Annotated in this window: 14 protein-coding genes; 11 read left to right on the top strand and 3 right to left on the bottom strand. The window is 73.3% G+C overall.

Features of this window, described 5'->3' with window-relative positions:
- Nucleotides 1-45: 45 nt before the first annotated feature.
- A complete protein-coding gene (locus CCO04_RS23580) occupies nucleotides 46-279 on the top strand; it encodes a DUF3017 domain-containing protein (RefSeq protein ID WP_308281485.1) in 234 nt (77 codons plus the stop codon).
- 98 nt (nucleotides 280-377) lie between these two features.
- On the opposite strand, the gene CCO04_RS23575 is transcribed toward CCO04_RS23580, so the two are convergent.
- Nucleotides 378-1,364 (bottom strand): malate dehydrogenase, encoded by a 987-nt coding sequence (locus CCO04_RS23575; RefSeq protein WP_215816589.1) that lies wholly within the window; start codon nucleotides 1,362-1,364, stop codon nucleotides 378-380.
- Nucleotides 1,365-1,461: 97 nt separating this feature from the next.
- On the opposite strand from CCO04_RS23575, the gene CCO04_RS23570 reads away from it, so the two are divergent.
- Nucleotides 1,462-2,082, top strand: coding sequence for a hypothetical protein (locus CCO04_RS23570; RefSeq protein WP_215816588.1), 621 nt, complete (start codon nucleotides 1,462-1,464; stop codon nucleotides 2,080-2,082).
- Nucleotides 2,083-2,160: 78 nt separating this feature from the next.
- Here the strand turns inward: CCO04_RS23570 and CCO04_RS23565 are convergent, their stop codons facing one another.
- A complete protein-coding gene (locus CCO04_RS23565; protein WP_215816587.1) occupies nucleotides 2,161-3,225 on the bottom strand; it encodes an aquaporin in 1,065 nt (354 codons plus the stop codon).
- A 182-nt stretch (nucleotides 3,226-3,407) separates the two neighbouring features.
- Here CCO04_RS23565 and CCO04_RS23560 point away from each other — a divergent pair, with 182 nt between their 5' ends.
- The 4 genes from CCO04_RS23560 to CCO04_RS23545 all read left to right on the top strand — a co-directional run bounded on the left by CCO04_RS23560 (nucleotide 3,408) and on the right by CCO04_RS23545 (nucleotide 11,152).
- Nucleotides 3,408-5,597: an NADP-dependent isocitrate dehydrogenase gene (locus CCO04_RS23560; RefSeq protein WP_215816586.1), complete on the top strand. Its 2,190-nt coding sequence runs from the start codon at nucleotides 3,408-3,410 to the stop codon at nucleotides 5,595-5,597.
- Nucleotides 5,598-5,632: 35 nt separating this feature from the next.
- Complete coding sequence (locus CCO04_RS23555; RefSeq protein WP_256448630.1) at nucleotides 5,633-6,265, top strand: DNA alkylation repair protein; 633 nt, start codon at nucleotides 5,633-5,635, stop codon at nucleotides 6,263-6,265.
- An 85-nt stretch (nucleotides 6,266-6,350) separates the two neighbouring features.
- Complete coding sequence (locus CCO04_RS23550) at nucleotides 6,351-9,872, top strand: ABC transporter ATP-binding protein (protein WP_215816585.1); 3,522 nt, start codon at nucleotides 6,351-6,353, stop codon at nucleotides 9,870-9,872.
- A 41-nt stretch (nucleotides 9,873-9,913) separates the two neighbouring features.
- Entirely contained in the window at nucleotides 9,914-11,152 is a 1,239-nt protein-coding gene (locus CCO04_RS23545) for an MFS transporter (RefSeq protein WP_308281484.1), read from the top strand.
- Here the strand turns inward: CCO04_RS23545 and CCO04_RS23540 are convergent.
- Entirely contained in the window at nucleotides 11,106-11,768 is a 663-nt protein-coding gene (locus CCO04_RS23540) for a DUF4328 domain-containing protein (protein ID WP_215816584.1), read from the bottom strand. The genes CCO04_RS23545 and CCO04_RS23540 overlap by 47 nt on opposite strands.
- Before the next feature lie 75 nt (nucleotides 11,769-11,843).
- On the opposite strand from CCO04_RS23540, the gene trpS reads away from it, so the two are divergent.
- The 5 genes from trpS to CCO04_RS23515 are packed head-to-tail and all read left to right on the top strand — an operon-like array spanning nucleotide 11,844 to nucleotide 15,361.
- Entirely contained in the window at nucleotides 11,844-12,932 is a 1,089-nt protein-coding gene (gene trpS, locus CCO04_RS23535; RefSeq protein WP_215816583.1) for a tryptophan--tRNA ligase, read from the top strand.
- Nucleotides 12,932-13,438: a 2'-5' RNA ligase family protein gene (locus CCO04_RS23530; protein WP_215816582.1), complete on the top strand. Its 507-nt coding sequence runs from the start codon at nucleotides 12,932-12,934 to the stop codon at nucleotides 13,436-13,438. Before trpS ends, CCO04_RS23530 begins: the two co-directional genes overlap by 1 nt.
- Nucleotides 13,435-14,484 (top strand): YihY/virulence factor BrkB family protein, encoded by a 1,050-nt coding sequence (locus CCO04_RS23525; protein ID WP_252373727.1) that lies wholly within the window; start codon nucleotides 13,435-13,437, stop codon nucleotides 14,482-14,484. The genes CCO04_RS23530 and CCO04_RS23525 overlap by 4 nt, the downstream gene beginning before the upstream one ends.
- Nucleotides 14,485-14,519: 35 nt before the next feature.
- A complete protein-coding gene (locus CCO04_RS23520; protein ID WP_215816581.1) occupies nucleotides 14,520-14,747 on the top strand; it encodes an SCO4848 family membrane protein in 228 nt (75 codons plus the stop codon).
- A gap of 5 nt (nucleotides 14,748-14,752) precedes the next feature.
- On the top strand, nucleotides 14,753-15,361 hold the full coding sequence (locus tag CCO04_RS23515; protein ID WP_215816580.1) for a hypothetical protein: 609 nt from the start codon (nucleotides 14,753-14,755) through the stop codon (nucleotides 15,359-15,361).
- Nucleotides 15,362-15,420 lie beyond the last annotated feature (59 nt).

Here is a 15,420-nt window from a genome sequence, read left to right as displayed (position 1 = left end):
GTCCGTCGCTACCCCTCGACGCTGGGCGGGGCGTGCTACATCGCCGTGCTGCTGGCCGTCGGCGCCGGCCTGGTCGTGGCCGGGGTGGGGGAGTGGCGCGTCGGGCTGCGGATCGTCGCGGGCGGCCTCGGTGCGGCGGCGCTGCTGCGGCTGGTGCTGCCCGAGCGCGACGCCGGGATGCTCGCCGTACGGCACCGGTTCCTGGACGTCGGCATCCTCGTCGGCGTCGGGATCGCCCTGGTGCTGCTCGCCGGCAGCATCCCCGAGCAGCCCGTCTAGCGCAGGCCCGTCCCGGACGGGCCCGGACGCGACGAAGCCCCGGTCGATCAGGCGGATCGGCCGGGGCTTCGTACGTCAGTGCGCGGGCGCGCTCGGGCTCAGATCAGGCCGAGGTCGGTGACCGCCTGCTTCTCGTCGGCCAGCTCGGCGACGGAGGCGTCGATCTTGCCGCGGGAGAAGTCGTCGATCTCCAGGCCCTGGACGATGCTCCAGTCGCCGTTGGCGGTGGTGACCGGGAACGAGGAGACCAGGCCCTCGGGGACGCCGTAGGAGCCGTCGGAGACGACCGCCATCGAGACCCAGTCGCCGGCGGGGGTGCCGTGGAGCCAGTCGCGGGCGGCGTCGCAGGTCGCGGACGCGGCCGAGGCGGCCGAGGAGGCGCCCCGCGCGTCGATGATCGCGGCGCCGCGCTTGGCGACGGTCGGGATGAAGGTGTCGGCGATCCACGCCTGGTCGTTGACGACCTCGGCGGCGTTCTTGCCGGCGATCTCGGCGTGGAAGATGTCGGGGTACTGGGTGGCCGAGTGGTTGCCCCAGATCGTCATCTGCTTGATGTCGGTGACGGCGGCGCCGGTCTTGGCGGCCAGCTGGGAGATCGCCCGGTTGTGGTCGAGGCGGGTCAGCGCCGAGAACCGCTCCTGGGGGATGTCGGGGGCGTTGGTCGCGGCGATGAGCGCGTTGGTGTTGGCCGGGTTGCCGGTCACGCCCACGCGGACGTCGTCGGCGGCGACCTTGTTGAGGGCCTTGCCCTGGGCGGTGAAGATCGCGCCGTTGGCGGAGAGGAGGTCGCCGCGCTCCATGCCGGGACCGCGCGGGCGCGCGCCGACGAGCAGGGCGAGGTTGACGCCGTCGAAGATCTTCTCGGGGTCCGAGCCGATCTCGACACCGGCGAGGTTCGGGAACGCGCAGTCGTCGAGCTCCATCACGACGCCCTCGAGGGCCTTGAGCGCGGGCTCGATCTCGAGCAGCCGCAGCTCGACGGGACGGTCGCCGGCGATCGCGCCGGAGGCGATGCGGAAGAGCAGGCTGTAGCCGATCTGGCCGGCCGCGCCGGTCACGGCCACCTTGAGCGGGGTGGTGCTCACTGGGTCTCCTCAAGAGGTTGCGATGGGACTGCCAGCGACGCTAGCAGCGCCCGGCCCGGCGCGGGGAGCCGGGCACGGGTGCGAGACGATGGGCGCCATGCGGATCCTCCTCGCCGCCGCGACCGCGGGTGCGGTGCTCACGCTGGCCGGCTGCGGCTCGGCCGCGGCACCCAGCCCGCCCACCGGCGTCGACGGTCTGGTCGTCCCGACCCCGTCGCCCGAGGCCCGCGATTTCGTGCGGATCGTCGACAACCCGTGGTTCCCGCTGCGCCCCGGCGCCCGCTGGCGCTACGACGACCGCTCGGCCGCCGAGGCCGCCCCCGGTCCCGAGATCGAGGGCGTCACGACGACCACCCTGGTCCGTACCGCCCCCGACGGCACCACCACCCGCGACCACTTCGCCCAGGACCGGGCCGGCAACGTGTGGTGGTTCGGCCGCGACGGCGTGTGGCAGGCCGGTACCGCCGGCGCGGAGGCCGGGCTGATGATGCCGGCGCGGCCCCGGGTCGGCGACGGCTACCGGTCCGCGCCCGGCGAGGTGAGCACCGTCGAGGACCGCGACGAGGAGGTCACCGTCCCCCTCACGACGTACGACGACACGGTGGTGCTGGAGGTCGACGGCACCTCCGGCGCGAGCCGGAGCGAGGTCTACGCCCGCGGCGTCGGACTGGTCCAGGAGAACGCAACGGGGCTCGTCGCGTACGACGAGCCCCGTTGACCAGGCCGGCAGCGCGGCGGGAGGCGTCCCTCGGCAGCTTGCTGCCGCCTCAGGCGCCGGAGCCGCGCTCGGCCAGTGTTACTGCGGCGGGCGGACCTGGGTCTGCTCACCCGGCGGCGGCGCCCAACCGGACTGCGGGTCCGGGGTGGCCGGCGCGGCCGGAGCAGCGGGCTGCTGCTGGGCCGGGATCCACTGCTGGGCGGCGGGGTCCCACTGCCAGCCGTCCTGGATGATCGGCTGCTGCTGGGCCGCCTGCGGCTGACCGGCGTGCTGCCCGGCCTGGCCGAACTGACCCGGCTGCGCGGCGTGGCCGGAGCCGCCCGGCTGCTGGTTCCACTGCTGCTCGAAGGCGTTGGGCGCACCGAAGCCGGGCACCGCGACCGCGCCGCCGGCTCCGCCACCGAAGCCCGAGCCGGGCACCGGGTCGGCACCGCGGCCGAAGAGGATCGGGTAGAGGACGCCGGCCAGCGCGCCGCCGACGAGCGGGGCGACGATGAACAGCCACAGGTCGGCGATCGCGTCGCCGCCGGAGAAGAAGGCCACACCGATGGAGCGGGCCGGGTTGACCGAGGTGCCGGTCAGCGGGATGGCGACGAAGTGGATCGCGGCGAGCGCCAGGCCGATGGCCAGGGGCGCGAAGGCGACGGTGTCGTTGCGCTCGTCGGTGACCGAGAGGATCACGGTCAGGAAGATGAACGTCAGCACGATCTCGACGATCAGGGCGCCGCCGAGGGCGAAGCCGAAGTCGCCGAAGCCGTTGCTGCCGAGCGGGTCGCCGAACTCCCAGCCGCTGTCGCCGGCCAGGAGGGTGACGGCGAGGACGAGGCCGCCGATGAGGCCGCCGACGATCTGGGCCGCGGAGTACAGGCCCGTCTCGCGCCACGAGATGCGTCCGGCGATGGCAGCGCCCACCGAGACGGCGGGGTTGAAGTGGCCGCCCGAGATACGCCCGAAGGAGTAGGCCATGATCACGATCGCGATGCCGAAGGCGAGTCCGGTCGCGGCGATGTCGGCGCCCGTGGTGACGGCGGCGCCGCAACCCACGAAGACGAGGACGAACGTGCCGACCAGCTCGGCGAGGAGCTTCTGGGTCAGCGTGGGCGGGGTGGTGGTCGCGGCGTCGGCCGCTGCTTCTTGCGTCATGTGGATGTCTCCTCGGTTCGGCTCCCGAAATACCAGCCGGGTTGGTGCGTCCCACCCTAGTCATTGACCGCCCCGGGGCGTGGAGGCGAGGCTGGCCGGGGCCCACGGGTTCCCCGGTTCGGGTTCCGTCAGATATCTTGATGTCAAGCAATCTCACCCACGCTCAGGAGTGACGCCCGGACATGTCGAGCATCATCTACACCCACACTGACGAGGCGCCGCTGCTGGCGACGTACTCCTTCCTGCCGATCGTCGAGGCCTACGCGGCCAAGGCCGGCGTCGCCTTCGAGACGCGGGACATCTCGGTCGCGGCGCGCATCCTCGCGCAGTTCGGCCTGGCCGACGACGCGCTGAGCGAGCTCGGCGAGCTGGCCAAGACGCCGGCGGCCAACATCATCAAGCTCCCCAACATCTCCGCCTCCATCCCGCAGCTCAAGGCCGCGATCAAGGAGCTGCAGGAGCAGGGCTTCGCCGTCCCGGACTACCCCGAGGCGCCGGCGACCGAGGAGGACAAGGAGATCCGGGCCAAGTACGACAAGGTCAAGGGCTCCGCGGTCAACCCGGTCCTGCGCGAAGGCAACTCCGACCGCCGCGCGCCCGCGTCGGTCAAGAACTACGCCAAGACCCACCCCCACACGAACAAGCCGTTCGCCGAGGGCTCCCGGACCAACGTCGCCACCATGGGTGAGCACGACTTCGCGAGCAACGAGAAGTCGGTGACCATCGCGGCCGACGACACGCTCTCGATCGTGCTCGAGACCGAGGCCGGCGAGAGCATCGTCCTCAAGGACGGCCTCCAGGTCCTCGCCGGCGAGATCGTCGACGCCACCAAGATGGAGGCGTCCTACCTCCAGGCGTTCCTGGCCAACGCGCTCGCCGAGGCCAAGGCCCAGGACGTGCTCTTCTCGGTGCACCTCAAGGCGACGATGATGAAGGTCTCCGACCCGATCATCTTCGGCCACGTGGTTAAGGCCTACTTCGCCGACGTCTTCGCCCAGTACGGCGACCAGCTCGCCGCCGCCGGTCTCTCGGCCAACGACGGCCTCGGCGCCATCCTGGCCGGCCTCGGGAGCCTGGAGAACGGTGCCGAGATCAACGCTGCCTTCGAGGCCGCGCTCGCCGCCGGCCCGCGCCTGTCCTACGTCAACTCCGACAAGGGCATCACCAACCTGCACGTCCCCTCCGACGTCATCGTCGACGCGTCGATGCCGGCGCTGGTCCGCAACGGCGGTCGCCTCTGGGGCGTCGACGGCGGCGAGGACGACACCCTCGCGGTCATCCCGGACTCGTCGTACGCCGGCGTCTACCAGGCCGTCCTGGACGACGTGAAGAAGAACGGCCCGCTCAACCCGGCCACCATCGGCACCGTCCCGAACGTCGGCCTGATGGCGCAGGCGGCCGAGGAGTACGGCTCGCACGACAAGACCTTCGAGATCGCCCAGTCCGGCACCGTCCGGGTCCTGGCCGCCAACGGCGACGTGCTCATCGAGCACGACGTCGAGGCCGGCGACATCTGGCGCGCCTGCCAGACCAAGGACATCCCGGTCCAGGACTGGGTCAAGCTGGCCGTCACCCGGGCCCGCGCCTCGCAGACCCCGGCGATCTTCTGGCTCAACGAGTCGCGTGCCCACGACGCCGAGCTCATCAAGAAGGTCAACGCCTACCTGCCCCAGCACGACACCGAGGGCCTGACCATCGAGATCCTCGCGCCGACGCTCGCGACGGCGTACTCGCTGGAGCGGATGCGCAAGGGCGAGGACACCATCTCGGTGACCGGCAACGTGCTGCGCGACTACAACACCGACCTGTTCCCGATCCTCGAGCTCGGTACGTCGGCCAAGATGCTCTCGGTCGTCCCGCTGATCGCCGGTGGCGGTCTGTTCGAGACCGGCGCGGGCGGCTCGGCGCCCAAGCACGTGCAGCAGCTGGTCGAGGAGAACTACCTGCGCTGGGACAGCCTGGGTGAGTTCTTCGCGCTCGTCCCCTCGCTGGAGAAGTACGCCGAGCAGGCCGGCGCCCCGGCCGCGCAGGTGCTGGCCGACGCGCTCGACCGCGCCACCGGCACCTTCCTCAACGAGGACCGCTCGCCGGGCCGCAAGCTCGGTACGACCGACAACCGCGGCTCGCACTTCTACCTCGCGCTCTACTGGGCCGAGGAGGTCGCGGCCCAGACCGAGGACGCCGAGCTCGCCGCGGCCTTCAAGCCGCTCGCCGAGACCCTGCGGGCCAGCGAGGACACGATCGCCGCCGAGCTGATCGCCGTCCAGGGCAACCCCGCCGACATCGGCGGCTACTACCGCCCCGACGCCGACAAGACGTCGGCCGTGATGCGTCCGAGCGCGACGCTCAACGAGGCGCTGGCGGCGTTCTGAGCGAGCTCTCGCTCCCGGCCGCGGTCCGCACCTCGTTGCGGGCCGCGGCCGATCCGCGCCTGGCCCCGGGCCAGCAGGCGTACATGAAGTCCGCGCTGCCCTTCTACGGCGTCCGCAACCCCGAGGTGCGCCGGCTCACCCGGGCACTCGTGCGCGAGCGGGCGATCCGTGAGCCGGCCGTGCTGGTCGCCGCGGCCCGCGAGCTCTGGGACGAGGCGACCCACCGCGAGGAGCGCTACGCCGCCGAGACGCTGCTCGCGCTCCGCCCGCTCAAGGGCGACCTCTCGCTCGTGCCCTTCCACGAGCACATCGCCCGCACCGGCGCCTGGTGGGACCACGTCGACGCGGCCGCGGGCCGGGTCGCCGACCTGCACGACGCCCATCCCGCCGAGACGGCGCAGACCGTGCTGCGCTGGTCGACCGACGACTTCCTGTGGGTGCGCCGGCTGGCCATCCTGAGCCAGCTCGGCCGCAAGGACCGGGTCGACCGCGACCTGCTCACCACCCTGATCGAGCCCAACCTGGGCGACCAGGACTTCTTCATCCGCAAGGCGATCGGCTGGTCGCTGCGCGAGGTCGCGCGGGTGCACCCCGACTGGGTGCGCGCCTACGTCGACGCCCACGACCTGAGCCCGCTCAGCCGGCGCGAGGCGCTCAAGCACCTCTGAGGCGGACGTTCGCGCCCGCGACGGCCCGCCGACCGGAAGATATTCAGAGGCGAAGTGTCGGTGCCGGAACCTAGGCTGGGGCACGATGACCAGCACGCTGACCCGTACCGTGACTCCCGACCGGCCCTCCGTCAGCGGCGACCCGGCGCGACGCGTCGACTGGCGCCGCCTGCGGACCCCGGCCGCGGGCTTCGCGGTGTCCGCGGTCGCGGTCGCCGCGCTGGGCCAGGCGCTGGGCACGGTGGTGGCCGGCCGGCTGGCCGACCACCCGACCGCGGCGCTCGTGGGCTGGCTGACGTTCTTCGTGGTGGGTGCGGCCGCGGTCGACACCGCGGGCCGGGTCGTGTGGGCCGGTGTCGTCGACCGGGCCGAGGGCCGGCTGCGCGGTGACCTGCTCAGTGCCGCGCTCCAGCAGCCGCTGCCGCACCTGACCGAGCAGGCCGTCGGCGAGGTCCTCGACCGCGTCGACGACGACACCCACGAGGTCGGCACGCTGCTGCGCCAGCAGATCTGGATGGCGATGCGGACCGCCTTCGCCGCGGTGCCGATGTGGTTCGTCGCCGGCTTCACCTGGTGGCCGGCCTTCGTGCTGTTCCCGCTCACCGGCGCCCTCGCGGTGTGGGTGATGCGGCCCTTCCTGTCCGAGATCGCGCGCCGCAAGGTGATCGAGGAGGCGGCCTGGACCGATCACGCCGCCGCGCTCGAAGAGGGCGTCGCGGGCCGCGACGACCTGCGCACGAGCCTGGGCCAGGCGTTCGCCGTACGGCGGCTCGCGCGGCTCTCGGCCGACGTCCACGAGAAATTCCGCCGGGTCCTCGTCGTCGAGGCGCGCCTCGCCGTGCGGGTGGGTCTGATGCTGCACGGCCTGCTCGTCGCGATCGCGATCGCCGGCGTGCTGCTGGTCAGCGGCGACCACCTGGGCGTGGCCCGGCTGGTGACGCTCTTCCTGGTGACCACGATCTTCGTGGGCCAGATCAACAACCTCGCCCACCAGCTCCCCGACATCCAGGCGGGCCTGGGCGCGGTGCTGCGGCTGCGCCAGCTGCTCGCCGTCGAGGCCGAGCCGGTCGGCGGCGAGCCGGTCCCCGGCGGGGCGCTCGACCTGCGCATCCGGCACCTCGACTTCTCCTACGTCGAGGGCTCGTTCGCGCTGCGCGACGTCGACCTCTACGTCGAGGCCGGGCACACCCTGGCGCTGGTCGGCCGGACCGGCTCGGGCAAGTCGACCCTCGCCTCGCTGCTCTCGCGCGCGGCCGAGCCGCCGCAGGGCACGATCTTCCTCGGCGGGGCCGACATCACTGCCCTCGACCTGCACGAGCTGCGCCGCCGGGTCGGCGTGGTCACCCAGCGCACCGAGATCCTGGCCGGCACGCTCGCCGACAACATCGCGCTGTTCGCGCCGGTGCCCCGCGCGGAGGTCGAGGCCGCCGTCGACGAGCTCGGCCTCACCGACTGGGTCGCCGGCCTGCCCGACGGCCTCGACACGCTGCTCGGCCCCGGCGGCACCATGCTGTCGGCCGGCGAGGAGCAGCTCGTCGCGTTCGCCCGGCTGCTCGTGCGCCACGTCCAGGTCGTCGTCCTCGACGAGGCCACGGCGCGGATGGACCCGGTCACCGAGGCCCGCGTGGTCGCGGCCGCCGACCGGCTGATCAGCGGCCGTACCGGCATCCTGGTCGCCCACCGGCTCAGCACCATCGAGCGCGCCGAGGCGGTCGCCGTCCTCGACCACGGACAGGTCATCCAGCACGGCCCGCGCGACGAGCTCGCCCTGGTCGACGGGCCCTTCCGCCGGCTGCTCGAGGCCAGCGACACCGAGGGCTTCGCCGACACCGAGCCCGAGCCTGATGCCGAGGCGGAGCCCGACGCGTCCGGGGTCGGCGGGCGCCGTCGTACCGGTACGCCGCCGGAGCGCCCCGAGGTCGGCGCCGGCTCGTCGCTGGCCAAAGGCACCTGGAAGGCCTTCTGGGTCCGCCCGTGGTGGGGCGCCTGGTCGGTCGTGCTGTTCCTCGGCGGCTCGATCTTCGCCCCGCTCGGCGCGATCACCGGCTTCCTCTGGGGCCAGGTGGTCCAGCGGCTCGAGGCGGGGGAGTCGGTCACCACGCTGACGGTGCTCCTCGCGGTCAGCCTGCTCGTCGCGCCGATCCTGCTCGCCGACGCCTTCCGCCGCTACCCGCGGTGGTGGATCGAGGTGATGCTGCGGGTGCGGATGAGCGTGCTGCTCGGCCAGGTCCGCCCGCACCGGCTGCCGCGCACGCCTCCCGGTGAGGTGGTCGCCCGGTCGATGGACGCCGACCGCTACGCGCGCTACGCCGACCGCTGGGTCGACTTCACCAACGGCCTGCTCATCGCCGGCATCACCATGCTCGCCGGCGGCACCTGGCTGGCCGGCGCGGTCCTCCTCGTCGTCATGCTCACCAGCGCGCTCGCCTCGTCGATCGGCCGCCCGATCGCGGGCCGCTCGGCCGCGCAGTCGTCGGCCGCGCGGGCCCGGTTCGGCCGGGCCGTGGTCTCGGCCGTCGAGTCGGCGCGCACGGTCAAGCTGGCCGGGCGTACGCCGCACGTCCACGCCCACCTGCGCAAGGTCGACGACGGCCGGGTCGAGGCGGCCGTGTTCGAGCACCGCGTCCAGGCGGTCCTCGACGGCGTACCGATCGTCATGGTCCAGGTCGGCGTCGTCGCCTCCTGGGCGCTCTACCTCTGGGACGTCTGGGGCCTGGCGACCGCGCTGCTCGTCTCCACCGCGGTCAACGGGTTCGACTGGTTCGGCCGGGTGGCCGGTGCCGTGGTCACCGAGGCGCCGGGCACGCGCGCCTGGCAGCAGGTCACCTCGGAGTTCGCCGGCGGCACCGACCTGATGGACGTCCCCGCCGACGTCGACCTGGTCGCCGGTACGGCGCCCGACCCGGTCGCGCCCGGACGGGTCCGCCTCGACCGGCTCGAGCTGCACGACTACGTCGCCGTCCACGACGACGGCACGGTCGGCGCCGACCGGGTCACGCTCAGCGTGTCCCGCGGCGAGCTCGTGCTGCTCGTGGGCCAGGTCGGCTCGGGCAAGTCGAGCCTGCTGTCCTCGCTGGCCGGCCTGATCGACCACCGCGGCTCGCTGCGCTGGAACGGCGAGGAGGTCGCGGACCCCGAGACCTTCCTGCGCCCCAGCCAGGTCGCCCACGTCGCCCAGGTGCCGCGGGTGCTGTCGGGCACGTTCGCCGACAACATCCTGCTCGGTCACGACCGGCCCATCGACCAGCCGCTGGCCACCGCCCGGCTCACCGCCGACGTCGCCGACGCCGGCGGACCCGACGCGGTCATCGGGCATCGCGGCGTCCGCCTCTCCGGCGGCCAGGTGCAGCGCCTGGCGCTGGCCCGGGCGCTCGCCGCCGACGCCGAGCTGCTGCTCGCCGACGACGTGTCGAGCGCACTCGACGCCGCGACCGAGATCGAGCTGTGGGCGGCGCTGCGCGAGCGGCACACCACGGTGATCGGGGCGACGTCCAAGCGGGCGGCGCTGGCCCAGGCCGACCGGGTCGTCGTCCTGGTCGACGGAAGGGTCGCCGCGGAGGGCCCCTGGTCGGACCTCGTGACCGAGTGGGGACACTTGGCCGGGTGAGCGAGGAATACGCGGGCACCGGTGCGGGGTTGCAGCCTCACGTGACTTCAGCACCGACGACCTCGACCGAGGCCCGCACCGAGCCCGAGGTCGCCCACCACCGTCCCGGGCTGGCGATCCTGGCCCTGGCGGTCGGTGGATTCACCATCGGCACCACCGAGTTCATGACGATGGGCGTGCTGCCCGAGGTCGCCGACGGGGTCGACGTCTCGGTGCCGGCCGCGGGCCACATCATCTCGGCCTACGCCATCGGCGTGGTGGTCGGCGTCCCGATCCTGGCGTTCTTCGGTGCGGCGCTGCCGCGCCGGGCGATGCTCGTGGGCCTGATGGCGGCGTACGCCGCGTTCAACCTGCTCAGCGCCGCCGCGCCCACCTTCGAGGTGCTCACCGCGGCCCGCTTCCTCGACGGCCTGCCGCACGGCGCCTACTTCGGCGTCGCCAGCCTCGTCGCGGCCAGCCTGGTCACCCCCGAGCGCCGCGGCCGGGCGGTCGCGAGCGTGATGCTGGGGCTCTCAGTCGCCAATGTCGTCGGCGTCCCGCTGGCCACCTTCCTCGGCCAGCAGGTCGGCTGGCGCTCGACGTACCTGCTCGGCGGGCTGCTCGCCGTCGTCACCGCCCTGCTCGTCCTCGCCGCCGTGCCGTCCGTGCCGGGGGACTCCGAGGCGAGCGGCCGCAAGGAGGCCCGCGAGTTCTTCGGCAGCCTCCAGGTCTGGCTCACCATGGCCGTGGGCGCGGTCGGCTTCGGCGGGATGTTCGCCGTCTACTCCTACATCGCCAAGACCGTCACCGTCGTCGGCGGGCTCGACCGCGGCACGGTGCCCTTCTTCGTGCTCGCCCTCGGTCTCGGCATGGTCGCCGGCACCTGGCTGGCCGGCGAGCTCGCCGCCTGGTCGGTCTTCCGCAGCCTGCTGCTCTCCGGTGCGACCGGCATCGTCCTCATGCTCGTCTACTACGTCGCCGCGCCCCACGGCTGGCTGCTGCTGCCGGTCGCCTTCCTGGTGACCGCGACCGGCTCCGTGCTCGTGGTCAACCTCCAGCTGCGCCTGATGGACGTCGCCGGTGGCGCGGTCACCCTCGGCGCCGCCATGAACCACGCCGCCCTCAACATCGCCAACGCCCTCGGCGCCTGGCTCGGCGGCCTGGTCATCGCCGCCGGTCACGGCTACCGGGCCCCGGCACTCGTCGGCGCCGTCCTCGCCGCCGTCGGTACGGCGATCCTGCTGGTCTCGGCGCTCACCCACCGCCGAGCAGCGGCTGCGGAGCCGGCGCCGGCCCCCTGAGTGCCTCCTCCTGGCCGCCGGTGATCCGCAGCACGGCGCGGCACCACAGCGCGCCGCCGACGAGGGCCGCGACGGCGGCCACCCCCTCGACCGTGACCACGAGGTCGATCAGGTCCGGCGACTCCTGCCAGTCCTCGCCGCCGGAGATCGGCATCGGGAGGACGAGGAACACCAGCCAGGCGGCCCACCACCAGCCGAGCCCGGCCTCGCGCCCGGGCGGGACGCTCGCGCGCTGCACGTCCTTGACCAGCTGGTAGGGCACGAACAGGTTCGCGAACGGCACCCACCAGCCGAACCAGATCCACGCCCGCTGCCGGCGCTGCCGGACCCCTGGGCTGATCGCCTGGGCGTTGTCGCGGGCCCGCTGGAGCCAGAGGCAGCCGACCACCCACGCCGCCACGAGCAGCGGCCCCATCACCCACGCCGTCCGGTCATAGGTCGTGGTGAGCATGGCCGGGTCCGCGCCGATCTCGACGGCGGCCTCGTGCAGCCGCCGCGCCTCGACGGCGCCCAGCGCCCGGATCACCTGGGTCAGGGCGACGACGCCCGTGAGCGCGACCGTCGCCGCGGCGAGGCCGGTCGGCGCGATCCGCGCCGGGGAGCGGGGCGGGAGCATGGCCGGAGTGTAGGTGCGGCGGTCGGAGGGCGGGGGCTTTACGCGGAGAACGCCCGGCCTGAGACAATCCCTCCCATGTCCGCCACCACCGAGCACCCGCCCGTGCCGGAGACCGCGCAGCCGGCCGCGCCCGAGGGAGCCGCGCGCCCGCGCGTCCTCTCCGGCATCCAGCCGACCGCCGACTCCTTCCACCTCGGCAACTACATGGGCGCGGTCCGGCAGTGGGTGGACCTGCAGCGTGACCACCAGCCGTTCTTCTTCATCGCCGACCAGCACGCGATCACCGTCGACTGGGACCCCAAGCTGCTGCGCGAGCGGACGCTGCGGGGTGCGGCCCAGCTGCTCGCGGCGGGCGTCGACCCGGAGCGCTCGGCGATCTTCGTCCAGAGCCACGTGCCCGCCCACGCCCAGCTCGGCTGGGTGCTCAACGGACTGACCGGGTTCGGCGAGGCGCGCCGGATGACCCAGTTCAAGGACAAGTCGGCCAAGGGCGGCGAGGGCGCGGCGAGCGTCGGGCTGTTCGCCTACCCGATCCTGATGGCGGCCGACATCCTGCTCTACCGGCCCCACTACGTCCCGGTCGGCGAGGACCAGCGCCAGCACCTCGAGCTGACCCGCGACCTGGCCCAGCGGTTCAACGGCCGGTTCAAGAAGACCTTCCGGCTGCCCGAGCCCTACATCCTCAAGTCGACGGCCAAGATCTACGACCTGCAGGAGCCGACCAAGAAGATGTCCAAGTCGGGCTCCGCGCCCAACGGCATCATCGAGATGCTCGACGATCCCAAGGCCACGGCCAAGAAGATCCGCTCGGCGGTCACCGACTCCGACACCGAGATCCGCTTCGACCTCGCCGAGAAGCCCGGTGTCAGCAACCTGCTGACCATCTACTCCGCGCTCACCGGCGAGGCCGTGCCCGCCCTCGAGGAGCAGTACGCCGGCAAGATGTACGGCGACCTCAAGAAGGACCTCGCCGAGGTGGTCGTCGGCTTCGTGACGCCCTTCCGGGAGCGCACCCTGGAGCTCCTCGACAACCAGGACTACCTGATGCAGGTGCTCGCCCAGGGCGCCGAGACCGCCGGTGCGGTCGCCGAGGCGACGCTGAAGGACGTCTACCAGCGGGTCGGGTTCGTGGCGCCCGTCGCGCGCCGCACGGAGGGCTCCTGATGCCGGTGATCGGCGTCGCCATCGCGATACCGGAGCCGTGGGCCTCCGAGCTCTACGACTACCGGCTGCGCATCGGCGACCCGACCGCCGAGGGCGTCCCGAGCCACGTCACGCTGATCCCGCCCACCGAGGTGGCCGGCGGGCTCGACGAGATCGAGGCGCACCTGGAGACCGCCGCGGCCCAGGTCGCGCCCTTCCGTGTGCATCTGCGCGGGACGGGTACCTTCCGGCCCGTGTCGCCCGTCGTCTTCGTGAGCCTCGCCGAGGGGATCTCCCAGTGCGAGCAGCTCGCCGACGCCGTACGGCAGGGGCCGCTCGCCGTCGAGCTGCACTTCCCGTACCACCCGCACGTCACCATCGCCCACCACCTCGACGACCCGACCCTCGACCGGGCGTTCGCCGACCTCGCCGAGTTCGAGTGCTCGTTCGAGGTCACCGACTTCCACCTCTACGTCCATGACGAGCAGGAGGGTTGGCGGGCCACCCGCACCTTCGCGCTGTCATGAGCCTGGTCGAGCGAGTGAAGGCGAAGGTCGCGGACGCCCGCGACCGGTGGCCGCTCGTCGACCACGCGGTCCGGATGCAGGAGCACTACAGCGCCGTCCAGGGCAGCCAGCAGGCCGGCGGGGTGACCTACTTCGGGTTCCTGTCGGTCTTCCCGATCCTGGCGCTGGCCTTCTTCGCCGTGGGCTACATCGCCGATGTCTTCCCCGATGCGAACGAGTCGCTGGAGAAGGCGATCAACGAGGTCCTCCCGGGTCTGGTCGGCGGCGGCGACGGCCAGGTCGACATCGCCGACGTCCAGAACGCGGCCGGCACGGTCGGGCTGATCGGTCTCCTCGGCGTCCTGTACGCCGGCCTCGGCTGGCTCTCCTCGCTGCAGTCGGCGCTCGTGGTGATCTTCGAGCTGCCCGCGCGGCTGCGCCCCAACTTCGTGATCGGCAAGGTCCGCGACCTGGTCAGCCTGGCCGTGCTGGGGGTGGTGCTGCTCTCCAGCGTCGGGCTCTCGGCGGTCCTGACCCGGACCTCGCGGGCCGTGCTCGACGTCCTCCACGTCGGCGCCGAGCTGGGCTGGTTGGTGACCCTGGTCGCGCTGGCCCTCGGCCTGGCCGCCTCGGCCCTGCTGTTCTTCCTGATGTTCCGGCTGCTGGCCCGCCCGCCGCTGCCCTCGCGCGCGCTGTGGTCGGGGGCCTGGCTCGGCGCGATCGGGTTCGAGGTGCTCAAGCAGCTCTCCGGGCTGCTGCTGACCGGCACCCGCGGGCAGCCGGCCTTCCAGGCGTTCGGGATCGCGCTGATCCTGCTGGTCTGGATCAACTACTTCTCCCGGGTCGTCCTCTACGCCGCCGCGTGGGCCCAGACCAGCCCGCTGGCCGAGCGCCCGCCGGCGCCGGCGCCGGCCGCCGCGGCCATCGCCGCGGCCTCGACGCCCCGGCCGGGCGGCGTGGGCGAGCCGGCACCCCCGGCACCGCCCCTGCCCCGGCTGGCGTCGTTCGTCGCCGGAGGCGCGCTTGGGGTCCTGCTCACACTCCTGGGCCGCCGCCGGCGGCCGTGAGAGCGGCGCGTGGAGCGGTCTGGGACACTGGCCCAGTGAAGTTCGAGCGCAAGCACGCCCTCCTGCTCCTGGCCGTGGCCGCCTGGAACGTCTTCTCCTTCGGCAACTTCGCCAAGAACCTCTACCAGGCCTACGACGCCGGTGAGGACCGGGCGACCGGCTACTGGGTCGCCCACACCGTCCTCATCGTCGTGAACTTCGTGATCGCCGGCCTCCTCGGCTCGCTGGGCTGGAAGGCGCTGCGCGCGTCCAAGGACGCCTGAGCCCGATGACCTCCGGACCTGCCGCACGGGCACGGGCGCGCGCCCGGCGCTTCCGGCAGGTCCGCGGCGCCGTCGCGGGCTGCGTGGCGGCCTTCGGCGCCCTCGTCGCGCACGTGGCGGCGGGCGGCTCGGTCGAGCTGGTCCCCGGGCTGGTGGTGACCGCGGTGGCGCTGCCGATGGCGGTGGTGCTGACCCCCGGTGACGCGGTCGGGCTGCCCCGGATCGGGGCGACCGCGCTCGTCGCCCAGGCGCTCGGTCACCTCTGCCTGATGATGGCGCCCGCCGGCGAGCACGCCCACGGCCACCACGCCGGGACGTCGCTGGCCGGGCCCGCGGCGCCGTCCCCGGCGATGTTCGCCCTGCACGCCCTGGTCGCGATCGCGACCGTCGCCGTCGCCGCCGGGATCGACCGGGCCGCGCTCGACGTCGTCCGGGCCGCGGCCGGCTGGCTGCTGCCGCTGCTGCTCGCGGTCGTGGCTCCCGTCGTCGGCTACCGGGCCCGCGTCCTGGTCCGGGTACGCCGGCTGCGCGGCCGGCTCGCCGTCCGGACCGGCCGGCCCCGGGCCCCGCCGCGATGGGGCTCGACCCTCGCCCTTCCCGGCGTCGCACGCTGACCCTTCGGTGGCGCGCGCGCCTCTTCCCGCGCGCTGACGCGCGCCCACCGAACGGAACC

Source organism: Pimelobacter sp. 30-1 (genome assembly GCF_018831735.1).
Classification (GTDB): domain Bacteria; phylum Actinomycetota; class Actinomycetes; order Propionibacteriales; family Nocardioidaceae; genus Nocardioides.
This window is presented reverse-complemented; position numbering and strand designations above follow the sequence as displayed.

Excerpts from the sequence above, each read along its gene's own strand:
- CCO04_RS23570 (WP_215816588.1), top strand. The coding sequence starts at position 1,462 with ATGCGGATCCTCCTCGCCGCCGCGACCGCGGGTGCGGTGCTCACGCTG.
- CCO04_RS23565 (WP_215816587.1), bottom strand. The coding sequence starts at position 3,225 with ATGACGCAAGAAGCAGCGGCCGACGCCGCGACCACCACCCCGCCCACG.
- CCO04_RS23560 (WP_215816586.1), top strand. The coding sequence starts at position 3,408 with ATGTCGAGCATCATCTACACCCACACTGACGAGGCGCCGCTGCTGGCG.
- CCO04_RS23550 (WP_215816585.1), top strand. The coding sequence starts at position 6,351 with ATGACCAGCACGCTGACCCGTACCGTGACTCCCGACCGGCCCTCCGTC.
- CCO04_RS23540 (WP_215816584.1), bottom strand. The coding sequence starts at position 11,768 with ATGCTCCCGCCCCGCTCCCCGGCGCGGATCGCGCCGACCGGCCTCGCC.
- trpS (WP_215816583.1), top strand. The coding sequence starts at position 11,844 with ATGTCCGCCACCACCGAGCACCCGCCCGTGCCGGAGACCGCGCAGCCG.
- CCO04_RS23530 (WP_215816582.1), top strand. The coding sequence starts at position 12,932 with ATGCCGGTGATCGGCGTCGCCATCGCGATACCGGAGCCGTGGGCCTCC.
- CCO04_RS23525 (WP_252373727.1), top strand. The coding sequence starts at position 13,435 with ATGAGCCTGGTCGAGCGAGTGAAGGCGAAGGTCGCGGACGCCCGCGAC.
- CCO04_RS23515 (WP_215816580.1), top strand. The coding sequence starts at position 14,753 with ATGACCTCCGGACCTGCCGCACGGGCACGGGCGCGCGCCCGGCGCTTC.